This window comes from Polynucleobacter necessarius (assembly GCF_900095195.1).
Taxonomy (GTDB): domain Bacteria; phylum Pseudomonadota; class Gammaproteobacteria; order Burkholderiales; family Burkholderiaceae; genus Polynucleobacter; species Polynucleobacter necessarius_G.
The window spans coordinates 661,430-677,204 of the sequence record NZ_LT606950.1 but is presented as its reverse complement, the minus strand read 5'-3'; the positions used below and the strand labels follow the sequence as shown (position 1 = coordinate 677,204).

General features: G+C 45.7%; 12 protein-coding genes, 3 tRNA genes and 4 pseudogenes. 14 read left to right on the top strand and 5 right to left on the bottom strand.

Going from position 1 to position 15,775, the window contains the following annotated elements; translation table 11 throughout:
* Positions 1 to 18 precede the first annotated feature (18 nt).
* Positions 19 to 774, top strand: coding sequence for a spermine/spermidine synthase domain-containing protein (locus BQ1619_RS03830; RefSeq protein ID WP_114663501.1), 756 nt, complete (start codon positions 19 to 21; stop codon positions 772 to 774).
* Positions 775 to 858: 84 nt separating this feature from the next.
* Here BQ1619_RS03830 and BQ1619_RS03825 read toward each other — a convergent pair whose 3' ends face one another.
* Positions 859 to 3,444 (bottom strand): bifunctional aconitate hydratase 2/2-methylisocitrate dehydratase, encoded by a 2,586-nt coding sequence (locus tag BQ1619_RS03825; RefSeq protein ID WP_114662341.1) that lies wholly within the window; start codon positions 3,442 to 3,444, stop codon positions 859 to 861.
* A gap of 273 nt (positions 3,445 to 3,717) precedes the next feature.
* On the opposite strand from BQ1619_RS03825, the gene BQ1619_RS03820 reads away from it, so the two are divergent.
* Genes BQ1619_RS03820 through ftsB form a run of 4 tightly spaced genes read left to right on the top strand, consistent with a single transcriptional unit; the run spans position 3,718 to position 7,896 of the window.
* Positions 3,718 to 5,379 carry a CTP synthase gene (locus tag BQ1619_RS03820; RefSeq protein ID WP_114662339.1) on the top strand — a complete coding sequence of 554 codons (1,662 nt, stop codon included), beginning with the start codon at positions 3,718 to 3,720 and terminating at the stop codon, positions 5,377 to 5,379.
* Between the two features lie 9 nt (positions 5,380 to 5,388).
* A complete protein-coding gene (gene kdsA, locus BQ1619_RS03815; RefSeq protein ID WP_114662338.1) occupies positions 5,389 to 6,252 on the top strand; it encodes a 3-deoxy-8-phosphooctulonate synthase in 864 nt (287 codons plus the stop codon).
* A gap of 42 nt (positions 6,253 to 6,294) precedes the next feature.
* Positions 6,295 to 7,581 (top strand): phosphopyruvate hydratase, encoded by a 1,287-nt coding sequence (eno, locus tag BQ1619_RS03810; protein WP_114662337.1) that lies wholly within the window; start codon positions 6,295 to 6,297, stop codon positions 7,579 to 7,581.
* 9 nt (positions 7,582 to 7,590) lie between these two features.
* The gene (gene ftsB, locus BQ1619_RS03805; protein WP_114662336.1) at positions 7,591 to 7,896 is read left to right on the top strand and encodes a cell division protein FtsB; all 306 of its coding nucleotides are present in this window, start codon (positions 7,591 to 7,593) and stop codon (positions 7,894 to 7,896) included.
* A gap of 4 nt (positions 7,897 to 7,900) precedes the next feature.
* Here ftsB and BQ1619_RS03800 read toward each other — a convergent pair.
* Positions 7,901 to 8,377 (bottom strand): annotated as a pseudogene (locus BQ1619_RS03800) (Hsp33 family molecular chaperone HslO).
* A 347-nt stretch (positions 8,378 to 8,724) separates the two neighbouring features.
* Between BQ1619_RS03800 and gltX the strand changes: the two are divergent.
* The 8 genes and pseudogenes from gltX to BQ1619_RS09685 all read left to right on the top strand — a co-directional run.
* Complete coding sequence (gene gltX, locus BQ1619_RS03795) at positions 8,725 to 10,122, top strand: glutamate--tRNA ligase (protein ID WP_114662335.1); 1,398 nt, start codon at positions 8,725 to 8,727, stop codon at positions 10,120 to 10,122.
* 78 nt (positions 10,123 to 10,200) lie between these two features.
* Positions 10,201 to 10,276, top strand: a tRNA-Ala gene (locus BQ1619_RS03790).
* Positions 10,277 to 10,302: 26 nt separating this feature from the next.
* A tRNA-Glu gene (locus BQ1619_RS03785) sits at positions 10,303 to 10,378 on the top strand.
* A 42-nt stretch (positions 10,379 to 10,420) separates the two neighbouring features.
* Positions 10,421 to 10,497, top strand: a tRNA-Asp gene (locus BQ1619_RS03780).
* Positions 10,498 to 10,785: 288 nt separating this feature from the next.
* Positions 10,786 to 10,890 (top strand): annotated as a pseudogene (locus tag BQ1619_RS09075) (hydroxypyruvate isomerase); the annotation flags it as partial.
* Between the two features lie 242 nt (positions 10,891 to 11,132).
* Positions 11,133 to 11,732, top strand: coding sequence for a hypothetical protein (locus tag BQ1619_RS03770; RefSeq protein ID WP_114662334.1), 600 nt, complete (start codon positions 11,133 to 11,135; stop codon positions 11,730 to 11,732).
* A gap of 13 nt (positions 11,733 to 11,745) precedes the next feature.
* The gene (locus BQ1619_RS03765; protein WP_114662333.1) at positions 11,746 to 12,576 is read left to right on the top strand and encodes a M48 family metallopeptidase; all 831 of its coding nucleotides are present in this window, start codon (positions 11,746 to 11,748) and stop codon (positions 12,574 to 12,576) included.
* A 121-nt stretch (positions 12,577 to 12,697) separates the two neighbouring features.
* Positions 12,698 to 12,832: pseudogene (locus BQ1619_RS09685) on the top strand (hydroxypyruvate isomerase); the annotation flags it as partial.
* Positions 12,833 to 13,148: 316 nt separating this feature from the next.
* On the opposite strand, the gene BQ1619_RS03755 reads toward BQ1619_RS09685, so the two are convergent.
* Together BQ1619_RS03755 and BQ1619_RS09680 are read right to left on the bottom strand one after the other, a co-directional pair.
* A complete protein-coding gene (locus tag BQ1619_RS03755; RefSeq protein WP_162784588.1) occupies positions 13,149 to 13,412 on the bottom strand; it encodes a hypothetical protein in 264 nt (87 codons plus the stop codon).
* Positions 13,413 to 13,538: 126 nt separating this feature from the next.
* Positions 13,539 to 13,787 (bottom strand): annotated as a pseudogene (locus BQ1619_RS09680) (ATP-binding cassette domain-containing protein); the annotation flags it as partial.
* Here BQ1619_RS09680 and BQ1619_RS03745 point away from each other — a divergent pair.
* Positions 13,743 to 14,147, top strand: a complete 405-nt coding sequence (locus tag BQ1619_RS03745; RefSeq protein WP_197711855.1) for an arylesterase — start codon at positions 13,743 to 13,745, stop codon at positions 14,145 to 14,147. The pseudogene BQ1619_RS09680 and the gene BQ1619_RS03745 sit on opposite strands and share 45 nt — an antisense overlap.
* A gap of 85 nt (positions 14,148 to 14,232) precedes the next feature.
* Here BQ1619_RS03745 and BQ1619_RS03740 read toward each other — a convergent pair whose 3' ends face one another.
* Complete coding sequence (locus BQ1619_RS03740) at positions 14,233 to 15,696, bottom strand: peptidylprolyl isomerase (RefSeq protein ID WP_114662328.1); 1,464 nt, start codon at positions 15,694 to 15,696, stop codon at positions 14,233 to 14,235.
* Positions 15,697 to 15,775 lie beyond the last annotated feature (79 nt).

Genomic DNA, 15,775 nt, shown 5'->3' with positions numbered 1-15,775 from the left:
ATTCGCTAATTCATGCTGATGGAGCCGGTAACCTTTTCCGAAATTGGTGGCGTACGCTACCTGCATTTCGGGACAGATTTAATACAAGGGGCAATGCGCATCCGCGACCCCGATGAAATTTATCTCGAATACAACCAGCAAATGATGGCCTGGATCCTTTTTTTGGAGACGAGACCAGGCATGCGTATTGCTCAATTGGGTCTTGGTACTGGTGCCTTAGCGAAATTTCAACATCGTCATTGTCCTGCAGTCAAAACTACCGTTGTTGAGCTCAATCCTGCTGTTATCGTTGCAGCAAGGTCGATGTTTTTAACTCCAGATGATGATCGTAGGCTCGAAACACTTCAGGAGGATGCGAAAGCATTCGTTAAATCCAAAACAAATAATGAGCAATTTGCTGCTGTACAAGTTGATCTCTATGACGCAATTTGTGATGGTCCTGCCGCAAGCTCTTTGGATTTTTACCAGGGCTGTTACAACATCCTCAAAGGACCTGGTGTGATGACTGTGAATCTCTTTTCACGCCATAAAAGTTTCGACGTCAATCTTCGGAATATCTGTGAGGCGTTCAATAACAGGGTGTTGCTTTTTCCTGAATCACACGATTGCAATGTTGTGGCGATTGCTTTTAAAGGTCCAGCATTAGAAGTTGATTGGAGTGAGGTGGTCAAACGTGCAAAGGTGATTGCTGTCAAGACAGGTCTACTGACAGACTCATGGTCTACTGGGTTAAGGCAAGCAAATGCACGACAAGAAGAGCGATTGTCGATCTAAATTCAGGTAAAGAAAAAGGCGATCAAAAGATCGCCTTTTCTATCTCAAGTCCCCGCATTGTGAATACGGGGCTAAAAACATCAATTACACAGTAACGGTATCCGCAACTTCACTAAATGATTTGATCTTATCAAAGCTCATGTATTTGTATACGTCACCAGCCTTGGAATCTAGTGCCTTCACCTGCTCTAAATACTCGCTTGGAGTAGGGAGGCGTCCCAATAAAGCTGCAACAGACGCCAATTCAGCGGAGGCTAAATACACTCTAGTATCAATCCCCAAGCGATTAGGGAAGTTACGTGTGGAGGTTGATACAGCGGTGGAGCCTTTGCGAATTTGTGCTTGATTTCCCATGCACAAAGAACAGCCCGGACTTTCCATGCGAGCGCCCGCAGCACCTAACATGCCGTAATAACCTTCCTCCATCAGAACCATTGCATCCATCTTTGTTGGAGGTGCCACCCAGAGTCGGGTTGGCATATCTTTTTTGCCTTGCAGGACTTGGCCAGCCGCACGGAAGTGGCCAATATTTGTCATGCAGGAGCCAATAAAGACCTCGTCAATCTTATCGCCAGCAACTTCGGAAAGTACCTTGACATCATCTGGATCATTTGGGCAGGCAAGGATTGGCTCCTTGATCTCATCGATATTAATTTCAATGATTTCTGCATAGTCTGCATTCTCATCAGCTTTTAGGAGTTGCGGGTTTGCAATCCATGCCTCCATAGCTTTGATGCGACGACCAAGGGTACGTTTATCTTCATAGCCATTGGCAATCATCCATTTCATCAATGCAATGTTTGATTGCATATATTCAATGATTGGCTCTTTATTGAGATGAACAGTGCAACCCCCTGCAGAGCGCTCAGCTGAGGCATCTGATAACTCAAATGCCTGCTCAACTTTTAAGTCTGGTAAACCTTCGATCTCTAAAATTCTTCCAGAGAAGATATTTTTCTTACCTTGTTTCTCAACCGTCAAAAGACCCTTCTTGATGGCATATAACGGAATAGCATTTACTAGATCGCGCAATGTAATACCAGGCTGCAATTTACCTTTGAACCGCACTAATACTGACTCAGGCATATCCAATGGCATGACGCCAGTGGCAGCCGCAAAGGCAACTAGTCCCGATCCTGCAGGGAAGGAAATGCCGATTGGGAAACGTGTGTGGCTATCACCACCAGTTCCACAGGTATCAGGCAATAAAAGGCGGTTTAACCAGCTATGAATAACGCCATCGCCTGGACGCAAAGCAACGCCGCCACGGTTTGTCATGAATAGTGGCAACTCATGTTGAGTGCGAATGTCTACTGGTTTGGGGTAAGCGGATGTATGGCAAAAGGATTGCATTACCAAGTCAGACGAGAATCCAAGGCAGGCGAGATTTTTTAATTCATCGCGAGTCATAGGACCGGTAGCGTCTTGTGACCCAACGGTTGTCATGCGTGGCTCGCAGTAGGTCCCAGGGCGTACACCTTGCCCCTCTGGCAGACCACAGGCGCGACCAACAATTTTTTGCGCCAAACTGAAGCCATTTTTGTTGTCAGGAGGGCTAACAGGGAGGCAGAATTCTGTAGATGCAGGTAGACCAAGTGCTGCACGAGCCTTGGCAGTCAAACCCCGTCCAATGATTAGCGGAATCCGTCCGCCTGCACGTACTTCATCCAAAATAACGGGAGACTTTAAAGAAAAGCTGGCGATTTCTTGACCATTCTTTATCACCTTGCCTTCGTATGGGCGCAATTCAATTTCGTCGCCCATGTTCATTTGGAATACGTCTAGTTCAATTGGGAGGGCACCTGAATCTTCCATGGTATTAAAGAAGATTGGCGCAATATTGCCTCCAAGACACACGCCTCCAAACCGTTTGTTTGGTACAAAAGGAATGTCTTCGCCAGTCCACCATAATACGGAATTTGTGGCTGATTTGCGTGAAGAGCCAGTGCCTACAACATCTCCAACATAAGCAATCTGCTTCCCTTTTTGCTTCAAAGCTGCGATTTGTTTGATTGGGCCACGAACGCCTGGCTCATCTGGCTCAATTCCAGGACGAGGATTTTTAAGCATGATGGTTGCATGCAGCGGGATGTCAGGACGGCTCCACGCATCTGGGGCGGGAGATAGATCATCTGTATTTGTTTCCCCAGTCACCTTAAATACGGTTAATTTCATACTCTCTGGGACAGCAAGACGACTCGTAAACCATTCTGCATCAGCCCAACTCTTCATTACGGCTTTTGCATTTTCGTTACCTTTTTCTGCAAGCTCATTGACGTCATTAAAGTAATCGAACATCAATAACGTTTTCTTTAGGGCTTCGGCAGCAACGGACCCACATTCTGAATCTGAAAGTAATTCAACCAATGGTTTAATGGTGTAACCACCAAGCATAGTGCCGAGAAGTTCGGTCGCTTTGATGCGTGAAATTAGCGGGGATTTGTCAGTACCTTTCGCTACGGAATCTAAAAATTCAGCTTTTACCTTTGCTGCCTCATCAACGCCCGCTGGTACGCGATTGGTAATCAGTTCGAGTAATTCGGCTTCTTTGCCAGCAGGAGGACTCTTTAACAATTTCACTAATTCCGCGGTCTGATCTTTAGTCAGAGGGGGGGCTGGAATGCCAAGCTTGGCACGTTCAACAACTTGGGCGTTATAGGCATCTAACATAGCGTTTCCTATGGGGTTATGGCGACAAAAGGTAAGTTATTTTGGGATTTTCACCCTAATTTGGCCATTATAGTTACAAATTTAAGTCTTATATAAGAGTCTAAACCCTAAGCACATCAAAGTTTAAGGCAGCAGAAGTTCGAAAGACCAATAAAAGGGCCCTGGAGGATATAAAATATCACTTCGGCATAGAAAAAAGGCCCGATGAGCTTTGGTTTTATGAAAATCGCAATGGCAATCGTTATAATTATTTTTTCCAACAGAGCTTAAGCGATGACTAAATACGTTTTTGTCACTGGTGGCGTGGTTTCTTCTTTAGGGAAAGGGATCGCAGCTGCCTCGCTTGCCGCGATTCTTGAATCCCGCGGCCTGAAAGTCACCCCCCTAAAATTAGACCCCTATATCAACGTTGACCCAGGGACAATGAGCCCTTTGCAACACGGCGAAGTTTTTGTTACTGAAGATGGCGCTGAAACCGATCTGGATTTGGGTCACTATGAGCGTTTTGTATCAGCTAAGATGCGCAAAAGCAATAACTTTACTACGGGTCAAATTTATGAATCCGTCATCAGTAAAGAGCGTCGTGGTGAATATCTCGGAAAAACCGTTCAAGTTATTCCGCACATTACCAATGAGATTCAAGCATTCATTGAGCGTGGTGCTAAAGCAAGTCACGACGGTAAGGCGGATATTGCCATCTGTGAAATCGGCGGTACTGTAGGCGACATTGAGTCGCTGCCATTTCTAGAGGCCGCCCGCCAGATGAGCATTCGCCTTCCGATGCACAGCTGCGCCTTTGTTCATTTGACGCTCGTTCCCTATATCAGCAGCGCTGGCGAGTTGAAAACAAAACCCACTCAGCACTCTGTTCAGAAATTGCGTGAAATTGGCATTATGCCAACTGTGTTGCTATGCCGTGCTGACAGACCAATCCCCGATGATGAGCGCGCCAAGATATCGCTGTTCTCAAATGTGCGTGAAGAGGCCGTAATCTCTGTATGGGATGTGGATACGATTTACAAAATTCCAGAAATGCTTCATGCGCAAGGTATGGATGATTTAATTTGTCGCGATTTGCAAATCAATGCAAAACCTGCAGATTTATCTGTCTGGGCGAAATTGGTTTATGAGTTAGCCAATCCTAAACATGAAGTGACCATTGGTATGGTCGGTAAATATGTGGAATTGACTGAGTCCTATAAATCGTTGATTGAAGCATTGCGCCATGCAGGGATTCACACCCATACCCATGTCAATATTAATTACATCGATTCTGAGATTATTGAAAAAGATGGGGTAGATTGCCTTAAAAAGCTGGATGCCATCCTGGTTCCCGGTGGATTTGGTAAGCGAGGCACCGAAGGCAAAATTGCTGCCATTCGTTATGCCCGAGAAAATCATGTTCCTTATTTAGGCATTTGCTTTGGTATGCAATTGGCTGTAATTGAGTTTGCGCGTCATGTTGCCAACATTGCAAAAGCGAATAGTACTGAATTTGATCCTGAAACCGATAGCCCTGTAGTGGCATTGATTATGGAATGGCTTGATCGTGAAGGCCGCGTTGAGAAACGAACCAATAAATCAGATCTCGGCGGCACTATGCGCTTAGGTTCTCAACGTTGTTCGGTCAAATCAGGAACGCTTGCTAACCGAATTTATGGTTCTGAAGTCAACGAGCGTCATCGTCATCGCTATGAGGTAAATAATACGTATGTGCCTAAATTGGAGCAGTCCGGATTAATTATTTCCGCTAGAACTCCGAATGAATCGCTGCCAGAAATGATGGAGCTCCCTGAGTCGATGCATCCTTGGTTCTTTGGCGTCCAGTTCCATCCAGAATTCACATCGACACCACGTGATGGACACCCATTATTTTCGGCATTCATTAATGCGGCCCTGACTCATCAAGATGCAGCCCTAAAGCAGGGCGCCTAAAGGAATCTCATGAGCACATTTCAGCTTTGCGGTTTCGATATTGGCCTAGACCAGCGTTTCTTTTTAATCGCTGGCCCTTGTGTCATCGAGTCAGAACAGTCTGCTATTGATATCGCTGGCGAGCTCAAGGAAATCACCGCTGCTTTAAAAATCCCGTTTATCTACAAGTCTTCATTTGATAAGGCCAATCGCTCTTCAGGTTCCTCATATCGTGGTTTAGGAATGGAGAAGGGGCTTGAAATTCTGGCAAAAGTTAAAAAACAGGTTGGCGTTCCAGCATTAACGGATGTGCATGACATCAGTGAGATTGCACCGGTAGCTCAAGTGGTTGATGTGTTGCAAACACCCGCTTTCTTGTGTCGACAAACCGATTTTATTCGTGCTTGCGCGCAAAGCGGTAAGCCTGTGAATTTTAAAAAGGGTCAGTTTTTGTCTCCGCATGAAATGCTTAATGTTGTTGAGAAGGCAAGATCTGCTGCGAAAGAAAAAAATCTTCCCGATCAATTCATGGTTTGCGAACGTGGCGCTTCTTTTGGCTATAACAATTTAGTTTCTGATATGCGTAGTTTGGCTATTTTGCGTGAATCCCAAGCCCCTGTGGTGTTTGATGCAACCCATTCCGTGCAATTGCCTGGTGGACAAGGCTCTTCCAGCGGTGGCCAACGTGAATTCGTTCCCGTGCTTGCTAGAGCGGCAGTAGCAGTGGGAATTGGTGGGCTATTTATGGAAACTCACCCGGACCCGGCAAAAGCCCCATCAGATGGCCCCAATGCTGTTCCGTTGAATCGTATGAAGGAGCTATTGAGCTCTTTAGTTGCAATTGATACTGTCGTGAAATCTGGCCCAACGTATTTAGAGAATAGTTTTAAGTAATTTCAATATTGATTGAATAAACCCATTTCAAGGAGAAGGTGCATGAGCGCCATTGTTGACATCATCGGCAGGGAAGTTTTAGATTCGCGCGGAAACCCGACTGTAGAGTGTGACGTATTGCTCGAGTCTGGAGTGATGGGGCGTGCAGCAGTTCCATCGGGTGCATCTACTGGCTCGCGCGAAGCAATTGAATTGCGGGATGGTGATAAGGCACGTTACCTCGGAAAGGGTGTCTTGAAAGCAGTTCAAAACATTAATGTCGAAATCGCAGAAACTATTCTTGGCTTGGATGCCAGTGAGCAAGTGTTTTTAGATAAGACCCTCATCGACTTAGATGGCACTCATAACAAAGCACGCCTTGGTGCAAATGCCACTCTGGCGGTTTCCATGGCCGTGGCACGGGCAGCTGCGGAGGAGGCTGGGTTGCCGTTATACCGCTATTTCGGCGGATCAGGTGGCATGCAGTTGCCAGTCCCCATGATGAATATTGTTAATGGTGGCGCGCACGCAAATAATAGCCTGGATATTCAAGAGTTTATGGTGATGCCAGTTGGTGCGGAGAGCTTCCGTGACGCATTACGTTGTGGTGCTGAAATTTTCCACGAGCTCAAAGAGATTATTGGCTCTCAAGGTATGCCAACAACAGTGGGTGATGAAGGTGGTTTTGCGCCAAACTTCAAAAGCAATCACGAATGTTTGCAAACCATTATGAAGGCCATTGAGGGTGCTGGTTACCAAGCAGGTGAAGATGTTCTGTTAGCGATCGACTGTGCCGCTAGTGAGTTCTACAAGGATGGCAAATACCATTTATCTGGTGAAGGCCTACAATTGTCGTCTAGTGAATTCTCAGATTATTTGGGCAATTTGGCCGATCAATTTCCGATCGTATCGATCGAGGATGGCATGCATGAAAGTGATTGGGACGGTTGGGCTGACATCACTCAAAAGCTCGGGAACAAGATTCAGTTAGTTGGTGACGATCTCTTTGTAACTAATACACGGATTCTCAAAGAAGGTATTGAAAAGGGTATCGCTAATTCCATTCTGATTAAGATAAATCAGATTGGCACGTTGACGGAGACATTCGCCGCGATCGAGATGGCAAGGCGGACTAATTACACCGCGGTCATTTCTCATCGCTCCGGCGAGACAGAAGACGGCACTATTGCGGATATTGCTGTTGGCACTAATGCTGGCCAAATTAAGACCGGTTCATTATCGCGCTCTGATCGTATTGCAAAGTACAACCAGCTACTGCGCATCGAAGAAGATTTGGGTGATGTTGCAACCTATCCAGGTAAATCCGTTTTCTACAACTTAAAACGCTAATACGTATCTATGCGAATAGTCATCTACTCTATGCTGGTATTGCTCATTGCAATTCAGTACCCGCTATGGCTGGGTAAGGGTGGTTGGCTGAAGGTGTATGAGATGGAAAAGCAAGTTGAGCTGCAAGAGGCTAAGAATAGCCTCTTGGCTCTGCGCAATGCCAAGATTGCAGGTGATGTTAAAGACTTGAAAGATGGCACCCGAGCCATCGAAGAGCGAGCTCGGGTTGAGCATGGTCTTATTAAAGAAGGTGAATTCTTCGTTCAAATCTTGCCTGCCGATAAATCATCAGCGGCTCAGCCGACAAAACAATAGATTTTTAATGGCCGCTTGAAGGCGGCCGTGTAGCATCACTCAGTAAATCTGTTTTGAAGACCTGAAGGCAGTCCACTGCATTAAAGCGATACGGCTTTGAACAAAAATCGCAAATCGTTTCAACGGCGCCTTGTTCGGCAAGAATGCTTTGGACCTCCTCCTCACTAAGCATGCGAAGAACATCTGCTACTTTTCGTGCGCGAGCATCGGCAAGCAAATCGAATTTGGCGGGCCGGGAAGCTACGCACACCATTCTCGGTGGATTCTTCTAAGAATAAGCGCGCAATATAGTGTCTGGAGATAAGGTCAGTAGCTCATCATTCGTGATGGTTTCGCCTAACATCTGGATGCGAGACCATCCTTCTGCAGCAACTGCTGGATCTAGGTTTGCATGACCACCAGAGTTGGGTAATCGTTGAAGCAATAGGCCGCCTACGTTGGAATCGTTCGAAGCAAGCCAAATCCGAGTATCAAGTTGCATTACTTGCATCCAATAACTCACCGAGGGGTTGTGCATCATTTGCAATTTCGGAAACTTTGGCATTGAGCTTGACAGTTGCACGCATGGAAAGGTCGGAAGTGCATTCCACCACAAGCAACTGAATTGGGCCTTTACTTTGGGCTTGAATAATGAGCGTTCCATCAAATATTCGACGAATTGCAGGGGGTCGTTACGCCGCTCTAAGCCTGCCATGCGGAACCAATGGAGACGATTTCCCCGCGTACCGGGGCTCCATCGCACATAAAAACAAGTAATTCATTCATAGGTCAAAGTATCCACTCTTTTGAATTTTCCGTCTATTTGGCTGACCTGAGATAATAGCGTCTATGCATATTCGTACTCGTTTCGCCCCCAGTCCCACGGGCTTTATTCATTTGGGAAATCTTCGTAGCGCCCTCTATCCCTGGGCATTCGCGCGCCACAATAGGGGCGACTTCATACTGAGGATTGAAGACACCGATTTAGAGCGATCCACTCAAGAAGCGGTCGACGTCATTATTGAAGGCATGGCTTGGTTAGGGTTGGATATTGATGAGGGTCCAATCTACCAAATGCAGCGGATTGATCGCTATCGTGAAGTGATCAAGCAGATGTTGGATGATGGCTTGGCTTATCCCTGCTACATGAGCGAAGATGAGTTGAATCATTTACGCGATCAACAAATGGCCAATAAAGAGAAGCCCCGATATAACGGCTTATGGAGGCCTGAGCCGGGAAAGACTATGCCACCCATTCCGGAGGGTATTCAACCCGTGATTCGCTTCAAGAATCCGATCGGCGGTTCCGTTGTTTGGGAAGATGCGGTTAAGGGGCGAATTGAAATCTCCAATGACGAATTAGATGACCTCATCATTGCGCGTCCTGATGGTACGCCAACCTACAATTTTTGCGTTGTAGTGGACGACTTGGATATGAACATCACCCACGTTATTCGAGGCAATGACCATGTCAATAACACCCCGCGCCAAATCAATATCATGCGCGCTTTAGGTGGGGCACCCCCGGTTTACGCTCATTTACCTACCGTGCTGAATGACTCTGGCGAAAAGATGAGTAAGCGCAATGGTGCCATGAGCGTGCGCGACTACCAAAAAGCAGGGTATTTGCCTGAAGCCATCTTGAACTACTTGGCACGCCTGGGTTGGTCTCACGGCGATGCAGAAGTGTTTACCAAAGAACAATTTGTAAATTGGTTTGATTTGGATAGTTTGGGGCGATCGCCAGCACAACACAATCCTGAAAAATTACTTTGGTTAAATCATCAGTACATTCAACAGGCGGATCCTGTTCAGCTAGCAGAGGCAACTAAACCGTTTGCACATGAGCTGGGTATCAATACAGAATCAGGTCCAAATTTTGTTGAGGTTGTGGCTTTACTAAAAGATCGCGCCAATACACTGATTGAAATTGCTGAGGGTGCAAAACTTTTTTATTTGCCACCTCCGGACTTAAGCAAAGAACAAATCGATGCAAATATACCTGCAGCAGTGGTTCCAGCTTTTATTGATTTAATTGAGGCAATTCGGGAAGCGCCTGAAACAAAAGAAGGGTATGGTGCGGCCTTTAAACAAGTTTTATCACAGCACCAATTGAAAATGCCAGCCTTGGCGATGCCGGTTCGTTATGCATTATTTGCAACCACCCAGGCTCCAGCGATTGATTCTGTTCTGGTTGTTCTGGGTAAAGAAGAGGCGCTAAATCGGCTCTCCAAGGTCGTCCAGTAGCGAATTTGCGCAGTTGCACAAAAATAGGCTAAAATCTCGGATTGTTTTGATGGTCTTGTGGTTTTATTGCGAGATTTCGGGGGTATAGCTCAGATGGGAGAGCGCTTGCATGGCATGCAAGAGGTCAGCGGTTCGATCCCGCTTATCTCCACCAAGATTTCAAAGCAGAGTAGTTGCTAGGTCCCCATCGTCTAGAGGCCTAGGACATCACCCTTTCACGGTGAGTACGGGGGTTCGAATCCCCCTGGGGACGCCAAACTTTTTGGCTGTAGCTTAGGTAGTAGTTGAGTGGTAATTTGGAGCGGTAGTTCAGTTGGTTAGAATATCTGCCTGTCACGCAGAGGGTCGCGGGTTCGAGTCCCGTCCGTTCCGCCAAATTTCAATGTAAAAGCCTCCATATGGAGGCTTTTTGATTTTAAATAAGATGGCCATCGATCTGAGGAGCTATTGTTTCGAAGCCATTAGCATTCAAAAAATTTGGCAATTGTCCAAGCTCAAGGCCACCACCATTTAACCCGGGGAGTAGAATGGTGATGTTTCCAGATAAACCTTCTATTGCATTTCTGGATTGTGTGCGGTATGCACTTCAGCTTCAGGTATTATGGAGGCCATTATGGCGGGGCACTTAATTCTCGTAGCCCAAACGGCACAACGCCATTGATGATGGCTGCTCAAGCGGAGAATCTACGCTATGCGGCAGCAGAATTGGAGAGGGCTAATTTGTGTTTATTAATCGAGCCCATTAATTTTTACGATATTCCTGGTTTCTTTTTTTTTAAATACGACGCAACATGATGTGCTTTTTCAAAGCGCTCTAAAAAGGCACCTCAGTAAAAAGCATCGGCAAATTGAGGCACTCGAAACCTTCCAAGGTTATTAAAAATGAATGGAGCATCTTAACAAATCAGTCCCTTTTCTTCAGATACAGAAATATGGTCCATTTTCATGGGGGCGCCAATAAAAATACGCTAATATTGAATTTCGATATCCGTCATCAACCAAGGAAAATAATGAATACCAAACTCACACAGATCGTATTGGCAGCTACGGCAATTTTTCTCTCTTCATCTCATGTTGTAGCGCAAACACCAAAGAATGAAAATAAGCCGACCGTGATTGATGCAGCAGTGGTTGATAACACCTACCAGCTTTACGAGGGCTCAGTCGTTAAGGTCGATAAAAAAACTCGCACCATTACGTTCAAAAACAAAGAGGGTGAATCGAAGTTTGTGGCTGGCCCTGAAATCAAAAACTTTGATCAAATCAAAAAAGGTGACCAATTAAGCGTAACCTATGAGTTGGCTGTTGCCATTGAATTGATTAAATCGAAAAGTGATGGTGTTCGCTCAAAAGTGGAATCCAACACAGTAACTAGCTCTAAGGCAAATGAAAAGCCTGCCGAAACCATTGCAAATAAAACAACGATCATTGCAGATATCGTTGAAGTAAATCGCGATAAAAAACTGGTTTCCGTTAAAGGTCCAAGTGGAAAGATCACCACGGTGACCGTAAAGAACCCTACTCTATTGGCCGATGTCAAAGTGGGCGAGCAAGTGAAAGTGATTTATTACGATGCCATGGCTGCTTCTATCGCCCCTCCTAAGAAATAAGCAATCCGACTAAATGCAGTACAAATCGGTTTGGAGTAAGTTATTCTTCAGCATTGCTCTTATCTCCCTCCTCTCAGCCTGCGCCAATACAACGCGGTCTGGAGTTGTCGGGGTCAATCGCTCTCAGTTTCTAGTCGTTTCCGCTGCTGAAGTAGATCGACTTTCAGCCATTGGCTACAACGAGCAAAATCAAAAGGCTAAAGAAAAAGGGGTACTCATTACTTCTGGGCCAGAGTATGACCGTCTGAAGATGATATCCAATCATCTAATTGCCCAGACTGGCACCTTTCGGGATGATACAAGACAGTGGAATTGGCAACTCGTTTTAATTAATGCCCCTATCTTGAATGCTACCTGTGCACCAGGCGGAAAGATTACCTTCTACACCGGCATCATAGAGCAATTGAATTTAACAGATGATGAAATTGCTGCCATCATGGGCCATGAAATTGCCCATGCCCTGCGTGAGCATGGTCGTGAACGCTTGTCACAAGCCATGGCACAAAGTGCAGTGACCAATATTGCTATGGCAGCTGCAGGATCTTATGGTTCAGCCATCAGTGCCGCCAATCAGGCGGCGCAGTATATTTTGGTGCTGCCAAATTCACGACAAAATGAATCCGAAGCAGATGCAATTGGCGTTGAACTTGCCGCTCGCTCGGGGTACAACCCTCAAGCAGCAATTAGCATTTGGCAAAAGATGAATAAGATTACTCAGGGTAAAGGAACAATGGAGTTCTTATCAACCCATCCTTCTGGGGACACACGTATTGAACAACTTACGGAATTAATGCCAGCAGTTCAGCCTTTGTATCAAAGTGCCCCAAAACCGAAGACCAAATAATTCTAGAAAATAGCGAAAGGCTTTAGCTACTCAGACTTAAGGGAGGTATTTTTTAATAAGTCACGAATTTTCTTGTCACCCTGGTACTGGCGAGATTAACTACACCTACTTATTTAAATTCTTAGATCGTGGTGATTGGTATGCTGGTGAGCGCGGCATTGCCTGCCTACCGGATCGCAAGGAGGAGTTTCGGACGGGCGTTTCCAAGGCTATTGAGTATGCAAAAGCGTTAGGTGTGCATCAACTAAATTGCCTTATTTCTTTTAGACAACGGCGCTGATATTCGCATGCGGAATGCGCATGGATTTTCGGTAATCGATATTATCAAAAACCCTGGATGCATATAATCATTATTATGTCAAATAAGATATTTTTGTAAGAATACGAATACCACCACCATGTTTAGCCTCTTTCAAAGCGCTGACCTACCCAGCTTTCTAACACTCTTTAATGAGATTAATGCGACATGGGCAACAGTCAGATTTGGGTCATGTTGATCTCAACCTGCTTTTTACTTTGCCGGCGAAATGTATACGACCGTAGGCTATGGAGATTACAAATTGAGTGAACCGTTAGACTCTAGCGAGCGAATTCTGCCAGGAAACCATTCCAAGTCTTTGGCTAACCATATAGGGATCATTTTCACGTTGCATGAGTGCGTAATGGCGATCTACGTAACGCCCATACTGGGAATATCCTCCATTTAAGGCTTCGCCATAACTCTTAAATTGCCAGTTCTCTAGGGAGTTGTAATCCACAACAGGTATAGATCGAATAACACCGGCTGGATCCATTTTGCTATCACCGTTTAATAGGGATGCTAGCTGAAACATCAAGCTGAATCAATCTTGTGTACCCGGAAGAATGGTGGGCGTAAAGTCTGGCTTTTCTGAGAAGAACATCTGCCCTCCTCCCTTATCGTCCCGATCAAAGCGAGAGTAACGAGGTGTTCTCGTGCCACACTCTAAGGCCGTTAAATAATACGACAGCAGCTGAAAGGACTGAAACACAAAACTGATATACCGCCCCCGCAACTGAGCTCTACCATCTTCAGTCAACACATTTAAGTCTTGACCCATTAAAGCAACACTTCCAGCATTGGGAAGATCCAGTCCAGCCAATAAACCTAACAAAGTACTCTTACCCGATCCGGAGGCGCCAGTATCGTGCAAGGCTGGGTAAAGCTTCTCGAGGCTCAACTCCAAAAACAATCTAGCCCCTGGACCGTTTTCAACGCCAGCATTAGCGGCGAGACAAGCTCTGGGGGCTTTGCCAGACTTCCCTCGTTATTGGAGACCAAGAAGCCTGGCATCGTTCTTTTAGAACTTGGAGCTAACGATGCGCTACGAGGATTATCGATTGAACAAACTGAGCAAAATCTTCGCAAAATGATTGTGCTGTCAAAACAAACTGGGGCCAAAGTCTTGCTATTGGGTATGCAAATCCCGCCTAATTATGGTCAGCAATATACCAAACAATTCAAGGAACTCTTTGTAAAACTTGCCAGTCAAGAAGGCGTAGAGCTCCTACCATTCTTTCTCTCCGGAGTAGCAACTAAAAAAGATTTTTGAATGAAGCAGCTCAAGTCATTCTTTATAAAAACGTATGGGGCGCAAGGCCCCATATTATTCACTACTCAAATAATCCCAGTGTGCTTTAGCCGCCGGAGCCACTAGACGGTGGCTTAAGGGGATTAATATCTTTGACGCCGGCTGCATCGCGCCAGCAAGACATGAAACCAGCAAACTCGGATTGAGCAGCTAAGGCTTGAATCTGCTGGGCTTGGGCTTTGTGAACTTTTGCATCCACACCAGATGGTTGACGTACCTGATCAACGCGATACAGGGTAGTGCCAACCCCCGGATTATTCACAGAAATGATCGCCGGAAACTTATCAGGATTTACCGACATAACATCATCTAATGCGGGACCTACAAGATTCGCAGGCTTATTGCGTGAGACCCAAAATGGACTGGCAAATCCAGAGACGCTTTTGGGATCCTTTTCCAAAGCAGCATAGCGTTCAGCGGCAGCCGCGACTGCCAATTTTTCAGCGGCACGTTGGCTGACTTGACGCTTAACTTCTGCTGCCACATCTTTATAAGGAAGAATTTGCGCGGGGTGCAACGTCACAACACGAGCGGAAACAAATACTCCAGGCACTGTTTGGACTGCCTCAGTGTTGCGTTTATTTTTCAGTGCTTCATCACCAAAAAGTGATTGAACTACTTTGGGGTTAGCCAACGGGTGATCGCGCGATACACCTACAGGGCCCGAGCGAGTCACACCATTTTGCGTCTGAATACTCAGCTTTAATTTATCAGCTGCAGGCTTCAAGCTATCAGACTGATCGTAGGTCATGTTAGCAAATTGATCCGCTTTTTCACTAAAAGCCTTGGCGTCTTCTTTAGGATCTGCCTTTAAAACGATGTATTCAACATCGATAAATTCGGGGCTTTCAAACAGTTTGGTGTTTGCGTTGTAAAAAGCTTGTAATTCCTCTGGGCTAGGATTGACTTTACCCAAGTAATCCTTGGCATTAAAACTGAGCGCTTGAACCTGGCGCTCTGTCTCATACAGGGTAGACACGATCTCAGATAACTTAGGTGTACCAATCTCAGTACGCGCTACGGAGTTCACCAATTGGCCGATCTTTAAATCAAAAGCCTGGCTGGCATAAAACTGCTCTTCGTTCAGACCATTGCTTGCAAGCAATTGCTTGAATCGAGCGTCGTCAAAACTACCATCTTGGCGATATAAAGCTCGTATTTGTGGAATACCCTGCAGACTCTTAATTAATGCGTCCTTGCCAACTTGCAAACGAAGATTGGTGACGGCGAAACCTAAAATACGTTGCTGCAATAATTCGTTCAAAATAGCTTGGCGAAATTGCAAGCTCTGCGCAATTTGCCTGTTGCCACCAACAGGCTCCGCCTGACGCTTTGCTGCGTTATCAACTTCTTGAGCAGTAATCGGCTTGCCGTTCACCTTCACCAAATCGGTCTCTTTATCCATAAACCCTGAATAACTCGAGATACCAAACATTACAAATGAAGGAACAATAAACAACATCAGCACTAACTGAAGTAATTTTTGATGCTTACGAACAGTATCAAACATGAATAGGTCGCTAAAAATGTACAGTAAAACGAGTAACTATCAGTTTACTAGGTACTGAATTGAGAAATATGCATGGGTG